Genomic DNA, 15249 nt, shown 5'->3' on the forward strand with positions numbered 1-15249 from the left:
CGGCGTGTCGGTTGTTGGACACCGCCTGACCGGTTCCGGTTCCATGAGCGTCGCCAAGGCGATCACGACACCCCCCGCCGCAGCGCAGCGCCCGGTGGCCCCGCCCGGCGAGTCGTCTCGTGCGCCAGAACACGCTCGTTCCCCAAGGAGAGACATGACCGCCACGCCCCCGCCGCTGCATCCACGGACGACGGCACTGCTCGTCATGGACTACCAGCCGGGAATCCTGGCCTCGCTCCCCGGGCAGCCCGAGCCGCAAGAGCTACTGTCGCGGGTGGCCGGTGCCGTGGCCGACATGCGGAAGTACGGCGGCACCATCGCCCACGTCCGGGTCGGGTTCACCGAAGCCGACTGGGCGGCGATCCCGCCCGCCAACACCACGTTCTCCTTCATCGGCCGGCAGCGCCTCATGCACCACGCGGACCCTGCCACGGACTTTCACGGCCAACTCGCTCCCGAGCCCGGCGACATCACCGTCCGCAAGACCCGTTTCGGCGCGCTGTCCACGACGGACCTCGACCGGCAACTGCGGGAGCGCGGGATCACCACGCTGGTCCTCGCCGGCATCAGCACCAGCGGCGTCGTCCTGTCCACCGTCACCGACGCCGCCGACCGCGACTACCGGCTCTACATCCTGTCCGATGGCGTGGCCGACTCGGACCCGCACGTCCACCAGACCCTGATGACCGGCGTCTTCCCGCGGCTGGCCAACATCATCGACACCGCCGAACTACGCTCGCTCCTCCAGCAGGACCAGCCCGGACCGACAGCCGACGATGGGGCATAACCGCCGATGATCAGCGACCCCCAGGGCCCGCCGAGCGCCGTCGAGCGCTGGCAGGAGTACGTGGACGTGCACGACTTCCTGGATCAGGTCCGCCTGCGACCGAACATGTGGCTGACCGGCGGCTCACTCCGGCAACTGGAGTCCATCCTCATCGGCTACCGCGTCGCGCTCGGTGTGCACGCCATCGACGAGCCCTTCCCCTTCTGGCCCGGTGAGGGCTTCGCCCGATGGCTCCTAGAGCGGCACGGCATGTCCGGCGCCATCGGCTGGGCCGCGGAGATCGAGCGCCGGACGCCGGACGGTTCCACGCCGGTCGACGAGTTCTTCCGGCTGCTGGACGAGTACCGGAGCGACATGGCAGAGCATGCTTGATCAAGGCGGCGAGGGTCCGGCCGCGGGCCCCGTCCAGGTACGCGGACGGGGCGTCGACCTCTGGCGATGCGGTCGAGCCATTCGGTGAGCAGCGCGCCCCGCGGGTCCCCCGGGCCCGACCGGATTCCGCCAGTGGTGCCGGGACGTGCTCAAGCCGGCCTGACGGATGGACGGTCAGAGCGGGGAGGCGAGGATCCAGCCGCGGGCCTCGTCCAGGTAGCGGTCCAGGCGCAGGCCGGACGCGGCCAGTACGGCGGGCAGCTCCTCGTCGCCCAGGTGCCGTGAGGTGAAACGGTGCGTCCAGGTGCGGTCGCCCATGCGGTACTCGATGGCGGCCGACAGGATGCCGGGCTCGGGGCGGCTGACGTCGTGCATCCGGTAGCGGACGCCGTCGCGCTCCCAGGTGGACGGCGCGGCGGTCGCGAACATCTCGGGGCTCTCGCGCTGGACGATGACGTGGCCGGACGGGGCGAGGTGCCTGCGGCAGGCGTCCAGGAGGACGCGGCGGTCGCCGTAGCCGATCAGGAACGACATCAGCAGGACCGCGTCGAAGGTCTCGGGCAGCGCGAGGTCCTCGATGCGGGAGCGGACCGTCCGGGCGCCCTCGATGCGGGCGAGCATGGCCGCGGAGTCGTCGACCGCGACGACCGGGTGGCCGAGGTCCAGGAGGGGGTGGGTGACGCGGCCGGTGCCGGCGCCCAGCTCCAGGATGGACGCGCCGTCCGGGATCGCGGCGTGGACGAGCGCGGCGCTGGCGGTGTCTGGGGGCAGCGCGGCGTAGAACTCCACCGCCGAGCCGTCGGGGGCGATGTCGCCGGGGCCGGTGCCGCTCGCTCGCATGGCGTCTCCGTTCAGTCGAGGTCGGCCGAGGTCCGGCCGCCGGACAGGGTGGGGTAGCCGGGGCCGCGGTCGAAGAACGGGGCCGGGCCGCGTTCGGCGCGCAGGCGGGCGCGGAGGTCCGCCGTCGCGGCGGGGTCGCCGACGACCACACCGTAGTCGTCGCGGGCGCCCCGGACCGAGACCTTGCCGTCGCGGACGTCGGCGGCGACGCGGGCCGGGTCGCGGTCCAGCGGGTCGCCCCAGCCGCCGCCCCCGGTGGTGCGGATCCGGATCACCTGCCCGGCGCGGACGGGGTGGTCGTCGACCAGGCCCTCCATCTCCTCGCCGTCGATGTCGACGCGGAAGGGGCGCCCGGCCCGGCCCCCGTTGACGCCCCAGCACGCCAGGATCGCGCGGTCGGCGATCGACATGTAGCTGGCGTCGCGGAGCATCCGCAGCCGCTTGTCGTAGCCGAGGCCGCCGCGGTGCTCCCCCGGCCCGCCCGAGTCGACGGCGAGGCCGAGGCCCTCCACGACGAACGGCCAGCGCGCCTCGGCGAACTCGGCCGGGATGTTGCGGGAGTCGGGGACGACGTGGATGGTGTCCTCGCCGTCGGCGTAGTAGCGGCCCCCGGAGCCGCCGCCGAGCACCTCGCGCATCAGGTACGGGCCGCGGTCGTCCTCCCCGTACACGCCGGTGTAGCGGATCGTCTCCTGGTCGGCGGGCATCCGGCCGCCGGTGGCCTTGGCCAGGACGCCCGCCAGCACGCCGAGCAGCCGCAGGATGACGAACGTGCGGGCATTGGTCGGCGCCGGGAACACGGGCGTGAGCAGGGTGCCCTTGCCGGGGAACCGCATCTCGATGAGCGGCACCACGCCCTCGTTGACGTCCAGCTCGGCGGCGCGCTCGGGGGTGTCGGCGAGGTTGCGCAGGACGGGCGCCAGCCACTTCTTGAGGAAGACCCCGTCGGCGTAGTCGCCGGCGTGGTTGATCGGGCCCTTGGCCTGCGGGGACGTCCCGGTGAAGTCGATGACCAGCGGCACGTCCGCGGCCTTGTCGACGGTGAGGGTGATCCGCTGGGCGTGCAGCCGGGGCGGGTCGACGCCGTCGTGCTCGGCGTAGTCCTCCCAGGCGAACACGCCGTCGGGGATCTTGGCGAGCAGCTCGCGGCGGAACGTCGCGGTGGTCCGGTCGATGATCGCGTCGAAGCACGCCTCGACGTCCGCGCGGCCGTACCGGGCGAACAGCTCGCCGAGCCGCCGCGCGCCCATCAGGCAGGCCGAGCACTCGGCGTCCAGGTCGCCGGCGAGCGAGTCGGGCATCCGCGAGTTGCGGGTCATGATGCGCAGCGCCGCCTCGTTCGGCACGCCCCGGTCATACAGCTTGATCGGGGGGACCATCAGGCCCTCCTCGAAGGCGCTGCGCGCATGGCCGGGCATCGAGCCGGGCACCGCGCCGCCGATGTCGTCGTGGTGGCCGAACGCCTGGACGAACGCGACCACCTCGCCGCCGTCAAAGACCGGGACGGTGACGCACAGGTCCGGGAGGTGCCCGATGCCGCCCTCGGACAGGTACACGTCGTTGTGGAAGTACACGTCGCCGGGCCGCATCGTGCCGAGCGGGAAGTCGCGGGCGATCGGCTGCACCAGCGCGGAGTAGGAGCGGCCGGTGAGCTTGCGCAGGCGGCGGTCGTGGATCCCGGCGCGGAAGTCGTGCGCGTCCCGGATCATCGGGGACCGCGCGGTGCGGGCGATGGCGGTCTCCACCTCGCGCTCGACCGACCCGAGGGTGCCCTCGACGATCTCCAGCAGGACGGGGTCGGGGGCCGTCATCGCCGGACCACCACCAGGTTGCCGAGGCCGTCCACGCGGGCGCGGAAGCCGGGGTGCAGCGGGAGGGTCGAGCCGAACTCCTCGATGACGGCGGGGCCCTCGACCTCCGCGCCGGGCGGGAGCTTCTCGCGCCGGTACACCGCCGCCTCCGTCCACGCGTCGAAGTAGACCTCGCGGAGGCCGGCCGGCGCCGCCGCCCCGGACCCGGCCGGGCGTTCGCGCAGGCGGGGGCGGGTGATGGGGCCGATCCCGGAGACCCGCAGGTTGACCCATTCGACGGGGTGCCGGCCGGCGGCGTCGCGGTGGCCGTAGCCGTACAGGGCGGTGTGGGCGTCGTGGAAGCGCCGGACGACCTCCGCGCGGAACGCCTCGCCGACCGGCCCGTCCGGCGCCGGGACCCGCACCTCGAACGCCTGGCCGTAGTAGCGCAGGTCGGCCGAGCGGGCGAAGCGGCGGTGCCCGTCCGGGAAGCCCTCGCGGGCCAGGGCGTCGCCGGCCTCGCGTTCCAGGTCCGCGTAGACCCCGCCCAGGTCGGACGGGTCGAGCTCGGCGTCGCGGACGACGCGGGTGCGCACGTGGTCGTTCTTGACGTCGACGGTGAGCAGCCCGAACGCCGACACGTTGCCGGGGTTCTCCGGGACGACGGCGGCGGGCAGGCCGAGCACGTCCAGCAGGCGGCAGGCCAGCAGCGGCCCGGACCCGCCGAACGCGACCAGGGGGTAGTCGCGCACGTCCAGGCCGCGTTTGACGGTGATCTGCCGGATCGCGTTGGCCTGGTTCCAGGCGGAGATCTCCAGGATCCCGGCGGCGGCACGCTCGGGGGTGAGGCCGAGCCGGGCGGCGAGGTCGCCGATGCCCGCGCGGGCCGCCGGCACGTCCAGCGGCACCTCGCCGCCGAGCAGGTGCGGCGGGATCCGGCCGAGCACGACGTGCGCGTCGGTGACGGTCGCCTCCGTCCCGCCGCGCCCGTAGCAGAGCGGGCCCGGGTCGGCGCCGGCGCTGCGCGGGCCGACCTTCAGCGCGCCCTCCGGCGAGATCCACGCGACCGAGCCGCCGCCGGCGCCGACCGTGACGATGTCGATCATGGGGATCTTGACCGGGTGCCGGCCGATCGACCCCTCGGTGGTGAGGGTCGGCTCGCCGTCCAGCACGACCGCGACGTCGGTGGAGGTCCCGCCGCCGTCCAGGGTGACCACCGACCCGTGCCCGCTGCGCGCCACCACGAACGCCGCGCCGAGCGCGCCCGCGGCCGGGCCGGACAGGACAGTGGTGATCGGCTGGCGCGCGACCTCCTCGGCCGACAGGACGCCGCCGTTGCTCTTCATGACCAGCAGGGGCGCCGGGGCCGCCGCCCCGATCCGGGCCAGGTAGCCGTTCATCGCGGGTTTGACGGCGGCGTCCACGAGGGTGGTCACCGAGCGTTCGTACTCGCGGTACTCGCGCAGCACCTCGCACGACAGCGACACCACCGCCTCGGGGTGCTCGCGGCGCAGCACCTCGCGCATCGCCAGCTCGTGCGCGGGCGCCGCGTAGGAGTGCAGGAAGCACACGCCGATCGCGCGGATCCCCTGATCGCGGAACCAGCGGGCCGCCTCGGCCGCGCCCGCCTCGTCGAACGGGCGCAGCTCGGCGCCGGTGTGGTCGAGGCGCCCGCCGACCGTCCGGACCCGGTGCACCGGGACGATCCGCGGCGGCTTCACCCAGAAGTAGCTGTTGCCGTACCCGTCCGGGACGCTCTGCCGGGCGATCTCCAGGATCGCGCCGAAGCCCTCGGTGGTGATGAACCCGAGGTCCTCGATCCGGTCCTCCAGCAGCCGGTTGGTGGCCACGGTGGTGCCGTGCGACAGCGCCGCGACGTCCGCCGGGCCGGCGCCCGCGAGGCCGAACACCTTGGCGGTGGCCGACGCAAATCCGCGCGCCGGGTCCGCGGGCGTCGAGGGGGTCTTGGTGGTGATGATCTCCCCGGTGTCCTCGTCCAGGGCGACGACGTCGGTGAACGTCCCGCCCGTGTCGATCCCGATCCGCAGCCGACGTGCCATGCCAAGGGTCTACCGGCCGCGGCGCCCGGCGGAAACGTCGCAACCTGCCAATCGGGCGGGGCCTCTTTGGGCAGACCGCTTTGCCGTTAGGCTGAACGGCGTTCATCCGACCCACCGACGACCTGCTGGAGCCCGCACATGGCGCTAGAACGGCCCGAGATCGACTTTCCCGAGGGTCAGCCGCCCGGCTACCTCGACATCACCGACATCACCGAGGGCGACGGCCCGGAGGCCACCAAGGGCTCCACGGTGGCGATGCACTACGTCGGGGTGGCCTTCTCCAGCGGCGAGGAGTTCGACGCCTCCTGGAACCGGGGCAGCACGCTCGACTTCGAGCTCGGCGCGGGCCGCATGATCAAGGGCTGGGACATGGGCATCCCGGGGATGAAGGTCGGCGGCCGGCGCAAGCTGGTCATCCCGCCGCACCTGGCCTACGGCGACCGCAGCCCGAGCCCGGCGATCAAGCCCGGCGAGACGCTGATCTTCGTGGTCGACCTGGTCTCGGTGAGCTGACGCTCACCGGCTCGGCCGGCGGCCTCAACGGCGGGCAATCGGGGGGTGAAATTCTCCCCCGATGCCCGCCTTAGCCGTTTCCGGGTGGAGACCGTTCGGTATCAGCCGTGCATGATCCGGGCGCGCGGGCTGACCAAGCAGTACGGGCCGAAGACGGCGGTCGACCATGCCGACTTCACCGTCGTGCCCGGCCGCGTCACCGGGTTCCTCGGGCCGAACGGCGCGGGCAAGTCCACCACGATGCGGATGATCCTCGGGCTGGACCGGCCCACCGCGGGCGACGTCACCGTGAACGGCCGGCACTACCGCGAGTTCGCCGCGCCGCTGCACGAGGTCGGCGCGCTGCTGGACGCCAAGGCCGTGCACGGGGGCCGCAGCGCCTACAACCACCTGCTGTGCCTGGCGCAGAGCAACGGCATCCCGCGCCGCCGGGTGGACGAGGTCATCGCGCTGGTCGGCCTCCAGACCGTCGCCAAGAAGCCCTCGCGGGGGTTCTCGCTCGGCATGGGCCAGCGGCTCGGCATCGCCGGCGCGCTGCTCGGCGATCCCGGCATCCTGATGTTCGACGAGCCGGTGAACGGGCTGGACCCCGAGGGCATCCTGTGGATCCGCACGCTGATGCGGCGGCTCGCGTCCGAGGGCCGCACCGTGTTCGTGTCGAGCCACCTGATGTCGGAGATGGCGGTCACCGCCGACCACCTCGTGGTCATCGGCCGGGGCCGGATCCTCGCCGACACCGGGATGCGGGACTTCATCGACGCCAACGCCACCAGCCACGTCCGGGTCAGGTCGCCGCAGCTCGGCGAGCTGGAGCCGCTGCTGGCGGCGCGGGGCTGGCGGGTGGAGAGCGACCCCGACCTGAGCCTGCGGGTGTACGGGGCCGGTTCCGCGCAGGTCGGGGACATCGCCGCCGACCACGCGATCCGGCTGCACGAGCTGGGCATCGTCCAGCCGTCCCTGGAGGAGGCGTTCATGCAGCTCACCGAGGACACCGTCGAGTACCACGCCGGGCTGCCCGAGCCCGAGACGCCGCCGGGGACCCCGCCGGACGCCGTGCCGCCCGGCGGCGGGGGCCGGGGATGACCGCCGCCGCGGCGCCCGCACCCGCCGCGCCGGTGCGGAAGGCGTCCTTCGGCAACGTGCTCCTGTCCGAGTGGACGAAGATCCTCACGGTCAAGTCCACGTTCTGGACGCTGCTGGCCGGCGCGATCATCGTGATCGGGTTCTCGGCGCTGTGGGCGCTGGCGTTCACCACCTCCTACGACCAGCTCTCGCCGGCGGACCGGGCCACCCTCGAGCCGACCACCCCGATGCAGATCGCGTTCTACTTCGGCGAGGTGGTCTTCGGCGTGCTCGGCGTGCTGGTGATCACCACCGAGTACGGCACCGGGATGATCCGCACCTCGCTGACCGCGATGCCGCGCCGCGGCCACTACCTGGCCGCCAAGGCGCTGGTGCTCGGCGGCGTGGTGCTCGTCGCCGGGATGGTGGTCTCGTTCGCCTCGTTCTTCGTCAGCCAGGCCGTCCTGATGGCGCAGGACCTGAACGGCTCGCTCGGCGACAAGGGCGTGCTGCGCTCGGTGATCGGCGGCGGGATCTACCTGGCGCTGATCGCGGTCATGGCGCTCGGGGTCGGCACGCTGCTGCGGCACACCGCGGGCTCGGTGGTCGCGGTGTTCGTGATCCTGTTCATCCTCGGCATCGTCGGCAACTTCCTCCCCGGGCGGTGGGGCGAGACGGTCAACAAGTACCTGCCGTCCAACGCGGGCGCCGCGATCCTGTCGCCGGGCACGCCGGGCAACTCGCTCAGCCCCTGGACGGGGCTCGGGCTGTTCGCGCTGTACACGGCGATCGTGCTGGTGGTCGCGCTCGTCCTCTTCGAGCGCCTGGACGCCTGAGCCCGAGTTGCCCGAGCCCCGCGCCGGCCGTGCGGCCGAGCCCGGGCTAGCCGTGCGGGCGCTGACCGTGCGGGAAGGCTGTGGACGCCTCGCCGAGGAGGTCGGCGGCGTGCTCGCGGTACAGCTCCAGGTTGCGTTCGGCCAGGTGGTCGAAACCGTGCGGCACCGACGAGCCCGGCGTCAGCGACGCCATCGCCGCGTCCGGGTCCAGGCGCGCGGCGGCCCAACCCTCGTGCGAGGCGGCGCGCGCGACGACCTCGGCGATCGGCGTGACGACCATCGAGTTGCCGAAGTAGAGGGTGCCGGCCGGATCGGCCCCGACGGCGTTGGCGGCCACCACGTACACGTGGTTGTCGTACGCGCGGGCGCGGCAGGTCAGCTCCCAGATGTCGGCCGAGCGCAGCAGCGCGGACGGGCGGCAGACGATCTCGGCGCCGCGCACCGCCTGGATCCGCCACAGCTCGGGGAAGTCGCCGTCGAAGCAGATCGCCATGCCGATCCGCCCGAGCTCGGTGTCCACGACGCGGACGCCGGTGCCGGACGTGGCCCAGCCGCCGTGCCGGACGTCCTCGACCCGGAACGGGTGCGTCTTGCGGTAGACCCCGAGGACGTCCCCGCCCGGCCCGATCAGGACCGCCGCGTTGTGCACGGTCCCGGGCGCGGCGCCCCGCTCGTAGGTGCCGGCGCACAGGTGCACGCCGAGATCGCGCGCCGCCTCCTGGAGCGGCTCGGTGACGGGCCCGGGCACCGCCGAGACCAGCCCCCACAGGTCGGCGGCCGGGATCCCCGGGTTGAAGCCCGTGGTGCACGACTCGGGCAGCACCACCAGCTCGGCGCCGGAGCCCGTGACGCAGCGCGCCGTCCAGGCCACGGCCTTGTCGAGGTTGGCCCGCACGGTCGCGGCGGTGAGCGGTCCCGGCTCGGGCGCGAACTGCACCGCCGCCGCGGTGAAGGGCCTCATGCCGGACGTCCCGCGCGCCGCCCGCCGCGGCCGAGCGCGTAGCCGATGGCGACACCGGCCAGCGCGATCCCACCGCCCGTCGCGAACGCGGCGACCATCGGCCAGGGCGCGGTGCCGGCGGCGGGCGCCCGCCCTGGAGGCGGGCCGCCGGACGCGGCCGTCACCGGCGCGGCGGCGACCGGCGCGGCGGTGGGCGAGGCGAGCGCGGGCGAAACGGCGGCGGGGACGGCGGCGGACTCTGCCGCGGCGGGCTCGGCTGCGGGCGCCGCACGTTCGGCCTCCGGACGGGCCAGGTCCGCGGCGACGGCGGCGAAGAACTGCCCGGCGGTCCGCTTGGCGACGCCGCCGAGCATCCGCTGGCCGACACCGCCGATCATGCCGCCGACCGCGGCGTCGGCGTCGTAGTCGACCCGGGTCGAGCCGGCTCCGGCGCCGTCCGACAACCGCACCCGCACGGTGGCGTCGACGGTGCCGGGCGCGCCCTGGCCGCGGGCGCGCAGCACGAACGAGCGGGGCGGATCGGGGTCGGCCAGCTCGACCTGGCCGACATAGGTGCCCTGGACGGACGCGACGCCCGCCGACACCGTCATCCGGTAGGTGTCCGGGCCGGTGGGCTCCAGCGCGTGGCATCCGGGGATCGTTCTGGCCAGCACCGCGGGGTCCTGAAGCGCCTCCCAGACGCGCTGGACCGGGGCGGCGACGGTGGCACTGCCGGTGACCTGCATGGTCCGACCCTAGGGAATGGCGCGCCCCGGCCGAACGGCAAGAAGTGCCGAGTACACGCCGAGGATTGGGCAGTTCACCGTCCGAGCGCCCCGGCATGATCAGATATGTCGGGAAGATTCCGCGCCGTTCGCCCGAACCCCCGCCGGGCCCGGCGCGTCGACCGGAGAGGACCCCTGCCATCCCCGGCGAGCCGGACACGAACAGGAGAACATCGCTGATGCGAGCGAAGATGCCCGTGATCGCCACCGTGGGCGCCGTGGTGCTCGGCGTCGCCGCGGGCGGGTGGCCCGCGCTGGCCGCGCAGACGGGCGACTCGGGCCCGTCGGCGGAGGCCCGGTTCGGCGCGGTGCTCGCCGACCGGCAGTGGCCCGCGCCCGCGCCCGGCTCGTGGACGCCGCCGGAGCCGGCCAAGGACGGGCTGCCGCCGGTCGTCTCGCAGATCAAGACGCAGGACCGGGTCGTCTTCCTCACCATCGACGACGGCTACACCTACGACGCCGAGTTCGTGAACCTGGTGCGCAGGGAGAAGGTGCCGATCCTGACCTTCCTCACCTCCCGCTACATCCGGGGCGAGGGCCAGTACTTCCTGGCGATGCGCAACGCCGGGTCGCCGATGGAGAACCACACCATCAGCCACCCCGACATGAAGTCGCTCGGCCCCGAGGCCCAGAAGAAGGAGATCTGCGAGTCGTCCGACAAGATCGGCGCGCAGTACGGGCGGCGGCCCGAGATCTTCCGGCCGCCGTTCGGCAGCTTCAACGAGGCCACCCGCAGGGCCGGCAAGGAGTGCGGCATCAAGTCGTTCCTGCTATGGTCGGCCGAGTACTACAACGGCACCTCGGGGCCCGGGGTCGGCTTCAACGGGTTCGCGCGCGGCGACGGCGGCAAGGGCTTCAAGCCCGGCGACATCATCCTCATGCACTACCGCACGGGCCTCGCGGGGCAGTTCAAGACGATGCTCGGCTGGATCAAGCAGCAGGGCTTCCGTCCCGCCGCGGTGCAGAACTACCTGCCGCGCTCCTTCGGCGGCAACGCCCCCGACGCGCCCGGCCCGGCCGGCACGCCCGAGTGAGGCCCGTGCCGAAGGGCGCGGTCCCGGCCGTGCTCCTCGCCCTGGTGACGGCGTCGTGCTCGCCGTCCGGCAGCGCGAAGGACGACGTGTCCGCCGCGATGGACGCCTTCGTCAAGGCCGCCCGGGACGGGGACGTCAAGGAGGTCTGCGGTCACATGGCCAAGGTGTACCGGGACGGCGGGTGCGAGCAGAACTGGTCGGACCGGGCGTTCCTGGCGACGCTCGGCAAGGCGGGCGTCAAGGTCGGCAAGGTCGACGAGAAGGCGGGCGAGGCGACCGTCTCGGTCACCGTGCCCGGCGCGGGCGGACGGCCGCGCACCAGCGACTGGGAGCTGGTCAGGGTCGACGGGGACTGGCAGATCGCCCTCATGGGCCGTTGACCGCGCGGGTGCGCAGCGCGGGGTCGTGCTCGGCGCGGCGGCGCAGGTCGAACAGCTCGTCCGGGGAGAGCGGCATGGCGTCCACCCGGAGGCCCTCGGCGTCCTCGACCGCGGAGGCGATCACCGCCGACACCGGGATCACGCCGGCCTCGCCCGCGCCCTTGACGCCGAGCGGGTTGAGCGGCGACGGGGTCTCCAGGTGGTCGGTCTCGATGTGCGGCACCTCGGTCGCGTACGGCATCAGGAAGTCCATGAACGAGGCGTTCAGGAGCTGCCCCGACGCGTCGTACACCATCCGCTCGTAGAGGGCGCCGCCGATGCCCTGCGCCACTCCCCCGTGGATCTGGCCCTCCACCACCATCGGGTTGATGAGCCGCCCGCAGTCGTGCACCACCGCGTACCGCAGCACCCGCACCTCGGCGGTGTCCGGGTCGACCTCCACGATCGCCGCGTGCGCGCCCGCCGCGAACGTGGACCGGACCGGCGAGTAGTAGTCGCGGCCCTCCAGCCCCGGCTCGTCGCCCGCCGCGACCGGCGGCTCGGACGGCGACCCGCCCACGGCGAACTGGGTCGCGGCGGCGGTCTGCTCGTCGAAGGCGTACCGCAGCGGGTTGGACAGCACCGCGACCGTCCGCAGCGGCACCGACGCCGACCGGTCGCCGCGCACGTGCACCTCCCCCTCGGTGATCTCCAGATCGGACGGGTCGGCCTCCAGCGCCTCGGCGGCGATCCGCAGCGCCTTGGCGCGCACCTTGCGGCAGGCGAGCGCGATCGCGTTGCCGCTCATCACCGCGGCGCGGGACGCGAAGGTGCCGACCGCGTACCCGAACCGGCGGGTGTCGCCGGTCGTGACGTGCACGTCGGCGATCGGCACGCCGAGCTCGGTGGCGGCGATCTGCGCGAACACGGTCTGGTGGCCCTGCCCCTGCGAGGTCAGCCCGGTCGACACGTGCACCCGCCCGGCCGAGTCGATCTCGACGTGCCCGCCCTCGTACGGGCCGACGCCGGTGCCCTCGACGTAGCAGCCGAGCCCGACGCCGATCCGGCGGCCCCGCGCCGCCGCCTCGGCCCGGAGCGCGCCGAAGCCGTCCCAGCCGATCAGGTCGCGCACCTTGCGGAGCAGCCCGGGGTAGTCGCCCGAGTCGTAGATCAGCGGGCGGCCGTCCTGGAACGTCAGGCCCTGGTCGTAGGGGAATTCGTCCGGCTGGATGAAGTTGGCCGCGCGCACCTCGCCGCGGTCGAGGCCGAGGTGCCCGGCGATGCGGTCCATCGTCCGCTCCATGCAGAACACGCCCTGCGGACGGCCCGCGCCCCGGTACGGGGTGACGATGAGGGTGTTGGTGTAGAGGCTGACGACCTCGGCCCGGTACGCACCGATCTTGTACGGGCCGAGGAGCTGGGTGGAGGTGACGATCGGGATGACGATGCCGTACGGGGTGTAGGCGCCGTGGTCGTGCCGGATCCGCACGTCCAGCCCGAGCACCCGGCCCGCGCCGTCGAACCCGACCCGCACGTCGTGCAGCTGACCGCGCTCGTGCGCCGCCGCGACGAAGTGCTCGCGCCGGTCCTCGGCCCACTTGACCTCGCGGCCGAGCAGCCGCGCCGCCCACGGGACCAGCACCTCCTCCGGCCACGGGTGGACGATCTTCACGCCGAACCCGCCGCCGACGTCGGGCGCGACGACCTCGACCTTGCCCGCCGGCAGGTCCAGCCGCGCCGCGATCGCCGCGCGCACGCTGGTGGACGCCTGGGTGGAGGTGTAGACGCGCAGCGACCCGTCGTCGGCGTCCCAGCGCGCGCAGACGCCGCGTCCCTCCAGCGGGGTGGACGCGCTGCGCTCGATCGCGAGCCGGAACTCCAGCACGTGCGGGGCCGCGTCGATCGCCGCCGCCGCGTCGCCGTTCTCCTGGAGCAGCACCGCGCCGACGTTGCCCGGCACGTCGTCGTGCACCAGGTCGCGGGCGGCCTCGGCGTTCTCGATGCCGACGACGGCGGGCAGCCGCTCGTACTCGACCCGGATCAGCCCGGCGGCGTCCTCGGCGAGGTAGCGGTCGGCGGCGACGACCATCGCGACCGGCTCGCCGACGTGCCGGACGACGTCGCGGGCCAGCGGCCGGGCCGTCCGCCCGTGGGTGAGCGCGGGATGCGGGAGGAGCACCGGCAGCGGCGCCCCGACCTGGTCCGGCAGGTCCTCGAAGGTGTAGATCGCGACGAGGCCGTCCACGTCGAGCGCGCCGGTCACGTCGATGTCGAGGATGCGGGCGTGGGCGTGCGGGGACCGGACGAACGCCGCCGCGAGCGCGTCACGGCCGAGATCGTCGAGGAACCGGCCGCGCCCGGTGAGCAGCCTCGGGTCCTCGCGGCGCGCGACCGGCTCGCCGAACATCCGCGTGCTCACCGTCCGCCCTCCCCTGCCTCGCCGGCCGGGGGCCCGCCGGACGCGGGATCGGCGGCGATCAGCTCGGAGGCGCGGCGGACCGACCGGCGGATGTTCTGGTAGCCGGTGCAGCGGCACAGGTTGCCCGAGATCCCTTCGAGGATCTCGTCGTCGGTGGGGCGCGGGGTGTCGCGCAGCAGCGCGGTCACGGTGCACAGGAAGCCGGGCGTGCAGAACCCGCACTGGAGGCCGTGGCATTCCTGGAACGCGCGCTGGACGGGCGACATCTCCCCGTCCGGCGCGGCGAGGCCCTCCACGGTGGTGACCTCGTGGCCGGAGGCGGTGACCGCGAACATCAGGCACGACCGCACCGGCTCCCCGTCCAGCAGCACCGTGCAGCATCCGCACACGCCGTGCTCGCAGCCGACGTGCGTGCCGGTCAGCCCGAGCCCGTGCCTGAGCAGGTCCGACAGCAGCCGCCGCGCGGGCGCGCGGGCCGTGCGGCGCACCCCGTTGACGGTCAGCTCGATCTCGAAGGTCTCCTCCGTCATCGGCCCTCCCCGGCCCGGTCGATCGCGTCGGCGGTCGCGGCCCGCAGCGCGCGCCCGGTCAGGACGCCCGCCAGGTGCCGCCGGTAGTCGGCGCTCGCATGGATGTCGGACTCGGGATCGACCCGCTCGCGCGCGTACGCGGCGGCGTCCTCCCAGTCGCCGCCGCCCGAGACCGCGTCCGCGCCCGCGCAGGCCGCGGTCAGGTCGAGGACGAGCGGAACGCCCGCGACGCTCAAGTACCCGGCGCGCGCCGCCGCGACCCGCAGGCCCGCGTCGAGGGTGACCGTCGCGGCCACCCCCACCAGCGCGTAGTCGCCGTGCCTGCGGGCGATCTCGACGAACGCGGTGCCGGTGCGCGGCGGCAGCGCCGGGAAGAACGCCGACACGGCCAGCTCGCCGGGGAGCAGGGCCGGCTCCAGCGGGCCGAGGAAGAACCCGCCGGCCGGGATCGTCCGGCGCCCGGCCGCCGAGGCCGCCTCCACCGAGCCGTCCAGCAGGGCCAGGACGGCGGGCAGCTCGGCGGACGGATCGGCGTGGGCCAGGCTGCCGACCACGGTCCCCCGGTTGCGGACCACCGGGTGGGCGACGTGCGCCAGCGCCCGGCGCAGCAGCGGCTGGACGGCGGCGGCCTCGGCCGAACGCCCGACCCGGGCGTGCCGGGCGAGCGCGCCGACCCGCACGCCCGCGCCGGTGACCTCGAGGGTGTCGAGCTCCGCGACGCGGTTGATGTCGACGAGGCGCTCGGGCGCGGCCAGCCGCATGTTGAGCAGCGGGATGAGGCTCTGCCCGCCCGCCAGCACCTTGCCCACGCCCCCTCCGCCGGTGTCGCTGCCGGTGCCGGGTGCGGCCGGGGCGAGGGCGGCGAGGGCCTCGGGGAGGGTGCGCGGGGCGCGGTAGGCGAAGGGCGGCGGCTTCACGGCGG

General features: G+C 74.2%; 15 protein-coding genes. 7 read left to right on the forward strand and 8 right to left on the reverse strand.

Features of this window, described 5'->3' with window-relative positions; genetic code table 11:
• Positions 1-154: 154 nt before the first annotated feature.
• The gene (locus QP090_RS02705; protein ID WP_285936833.1) at positions 155-787 is read left to right on the forward strand and encodes a cysteine hydrolase family protein; all 633 of its coding nucleotides are present in this window, start codon (positions 155-157) and stop codon (positions 785-787) included.
• Between the two features lie 6 nt (positions 788-793).
• Positions 794-1159, forward strand: coding sequence for a hypothetical protein (locus tag QP090_RS02710; protein ID WP_285936834.1), 366 nt, complete (start codon positions 794-796; stop codon positions 1157-1159).
• A 174-nt stretch (positions 1160-1333) separates the two neighbouring features.
• Here the strand turns inward: QP090_RS02710 and QP090_RS02715 are convergent, their stop codons facing one another.
• Genes QP090_RS02715 through QP090_RS02725 form a run of 3 tightly spaced genes read right to left on the reverse strand, consistent with a single transcriptional unit; the run spans position 1334 to position 5849 of the window.
• Positions 1334-1999 (reverse strand): class I SAM-dependent methyltransferase, encoded by a 666-nt coding sequence (locus QP090_RS02715; RefSeq protein WP_285936835.1) that lies wholly within the window; start codon positions 1997-1999, stop codon positions 1334-1336.
• 11 nt (positions 2000-2010) lie between these two features.
• Positions 2011-3810, reverse strand: a complete 1800-nt coding sequence (locus QP090_RS02720; protein ID WP_285936836.1) for a hydantoinase B/oxoprolinase family protein — start codon at positions 3808-3810, stop codon at positions 2011-2013.
• Complete coding sequence (locus QP090_RS02725) at positions 3807-5849, reverse strand: hydantoinase/oxoprolinase family protein (protein WP_285936837.1); 2043 nt, start codon at positions 5847-5849, stop codon at positions 3807-3809. The genes QP090_RS02720 and QP090_RS02725 overlap by 4 nt, the downstream gene beginning before the upstream one ends.
• Positions 5850-5987: 138 nt before the next feature.
• Here QP090_RS02725 and QP090_RS02730 point away from each other — a divergent pair, with 138 nt between their 5' ends.
• The 3 genes from QP090_RS02730 (at position 5988) to QP090_RS02740 (ending at position 8260) form a co-directional block, all read left to right on the forward strand.
• Complete coding sequence (locus QP090_RS02730; protein ID WP_285936838.1) at positions 5988-6362, forward strand: FKBP-type peptidyl-prolyl cis-trans isomerase; 375 nt, start codon at positions 5988-5990, stop codon at positions 6360-6362.
• A gap of 111 nt (positions 6363-6473) precedes the next feature.
• A complete protein-coding gene (locus QP090_RS02735) occupies positions 6474-7445 on the forward strand; it encodes an ABC transporter ATP-binding protein (RefSeq protein WP_285936839.1) in 972 nt (323 codons plus the stop codon).
• A complete protein-coding gene (locus tag QP090_RS02740) occupies positions 7442-8260 on the forward strand; it encodes an ABC transporter permease (protein ID WP_285936840.1) in 819 nt (272 codons plus the stop codon). The genes QP090_RS02735 and QP090_RS02740 overlap by 4 nt, the downstream gene beginning before the upstream one ends.
• Before the next feature lie 46 nt (positions 8261-8306).
• Here the strand turns inward: QP090_RS02740 and QP090_RS02745 are convergent, their stop codons facing one another.
• Both QP090_RS02745 and QP090_RS02750 read right to left on the reverse strand, forming a co-directional pair.
• Positions 8307-9221: a carbon-nitrogen hydrolase family protein gene (locus QP090_RS02745; RefSeq protein WP_285936841.1), complete on the reverse strand. Its 915-nt coding sequence runs from the start codon at positions 9219-9221 to the stop codon at positions 8307-8309.
• Positions 9218-9946, reverse strand: a complete 729-nt coding sequence (locus QP090_RS02750; protein ID WP_285936842.1) for an SRPBCC family protein — start codon at positions 9944-9946, stop codon at positions 9218-9220. Before QP090_RS02750 ends, QP090_RS02745 begins: the two co-directional genes overlap by 4 nt.
• A gap of 218 nt (positions 9947-10164) precedes the next feature.
• Between QP090_RS02750 and QP090_RS02755 the strand changes: the two genes are divergently transcribed.
• Together QP090_RS02755 and QP090_RS02760 are read left to right on the forward strand one after the other, a co-directional pair.
• Positions 10165-11019 carry a polysaccharide deacetylase family protein gene (locus tag QP090_RS02755; protein WP_285936843.1) on the forward strand — a complete coding sequence of 285 codons (855 nt, stop codon included), beginning with the start codon at positions 10165-10167 and terminating at the stop codon, positions 11017-11019.
• Between the two features lie 5 nt (positions 11020-11024).
• Positions 11025-11399, forward strand: a complete 375-nt coding sequence (locus tag QP090_RS02760) for a YqhG/Tai3 family protein (protein WP_285936844.1) — start codon at positions 11025-11027, stop codon at positions 11397-11399.
• On the opposite strand, the gene cutA is transcribed toward QP090_RS02760, so the two are convergent.
• The 3 genes from cutA to QP090_RS02775 are packed head-to-tail and all read right to left on the reverse strand — an operon-like array spanning position 11386 to position 15244.
• A complete protein-coding gene (gene cutA / locus QP090_RS02765; protein ID WP_285936845.1) occupies positions 11386-13797 on the reverse strand; it encodes an aerobic carbon-monoxide dehydrogenase large subunit in 2412 nt (803 codons plus the stop codon). The two genes, QP090_RS02760 and cutA, sit on opposite strands and share 14 nt — an antisense overlap.
• Positions 13794-14327 (reverse strand): (2Fe-2S)-binding protein, encoded by a 534-nt coding sequence (locus QP090_RS02770; RefSeq protein WP_285936846.1) that lies wholly within the window; start codon positions 14325-14327, stop codon positions 13794-13796. The genes cutA and QP090_RS02770 overlap by 4 nt, the downstream gene beginning before the upstream one ends.
• Entirely contained in the window at positions 14324-15244 is a 921-nt protein-coding gene (locus QP090_RS02775; protein WP_285936847.1) for an FAD binding domain-containing protein, read from the reverse strand. Before QP090_RS02775 ends, QP090_RS02770 begins: the two co-directional genes overlap by 4 nt.
• Positions 15245-15249: the final 5 nt, after the last annotated feature.

Source organism: Actinomadura xylanilytica (assembly GCF_030283145.1).
Classification (GTDB): Bacteria; Actinomycetota; Actinomycetes; order Streptosporangiales; family Streptosporangiaceae; genus Spirillospora; species Spirillospora xylanilytica.

Excerpts from the sequence above, each read along its gene's own strand:
- QP090_RS02770 (WP_285936846.1), bottom strand. The coding sequence starts at position 14,327 with ATGACGGAGGAGACCTTCGAGATCGAGCTGACCGTCAACGGGGTGCGC.
- QP090_RS02730 (WP_285936838.1), top strand. The coding sequence starts at position 5,988 with ATGGCGCTAGAACGGCCCGAGATCGACTTTCCCGAGGGTCAGCCGCCC.
- QP090_RS02720 (WP_285936836.1), bottom strand. The coding sequence starts at position 3,810 with ATGACGGCCCCCGACCCCGTCCTGCTGGAGATCGTCGAGGGCACCCTC.
- QP090_RS02740 (WP_285936840.1), top strand. The coding sequence starts at position 7,442 with ATGACCGCCGCCGCGGCGCCCGCACCCGCCGCGCCGGTGCGGAAGGCG.
- QP090_RS02755 (WP_285936843.1), top strand. The coding sequence starts at position 10,165 with ATGCGAGCGAAGATGCCCGTGATCGCCACCGTGGGCGCCGTGGTGCTC.
- QP090_RS02750 (WP_285936842.1), bottom strand. The coding sequence starts at position 9,946 with ATGCAGGTCACCGGCAGTGCCACCGTCGCCGCCCCGGTCCAGCGCGTC.
- QP090_RS02745 (WP_285936841.1), bottom strand. The coding sequence starts at position 9,221 with ATGAGGCCCTTCACCGCGGCGGCGGTGCAGTTCGCGCCCGAGCCGGGA.
- QP090_RS02710 (WP_285936834.1), top strand. The coding sequence starts at position 794 with ATGATCAGCGACCCCCAGGGCCCGCCGAGCGCCGTCGAGCGCTGGCAG.
- QP090_RS02725 (WP_285936837.1), bottom strand. The coding sequence starts at position 5,849 with ATGGCACGTCGGCTGCGGATCGGGATCGACACGGGCGGGACGTTCACC.
- QP090_RS02705 (WP_285936833.1), top strand. The coding sequence starts at position 155 with ATGACCGCCACGCCCCCGCCGCTGCATCCACGGACGACGGCACTGCTC.
- QP090_RS02715 (WP_285936835.1), bottom strand. The coding sequence starts at position 1,999 with ATGCGAGCGAGCGGCACCGGCCCCGGCGACATCGCCCCCGACGGCTCG.
- QP090_RS02735 (WP_285936839.1), top strand. The coding sequence starts at position 6,474 with ATGATCCGGGCGCGCGGGCTGACCAAGCAGTACGGGCCGAAGACGGCG.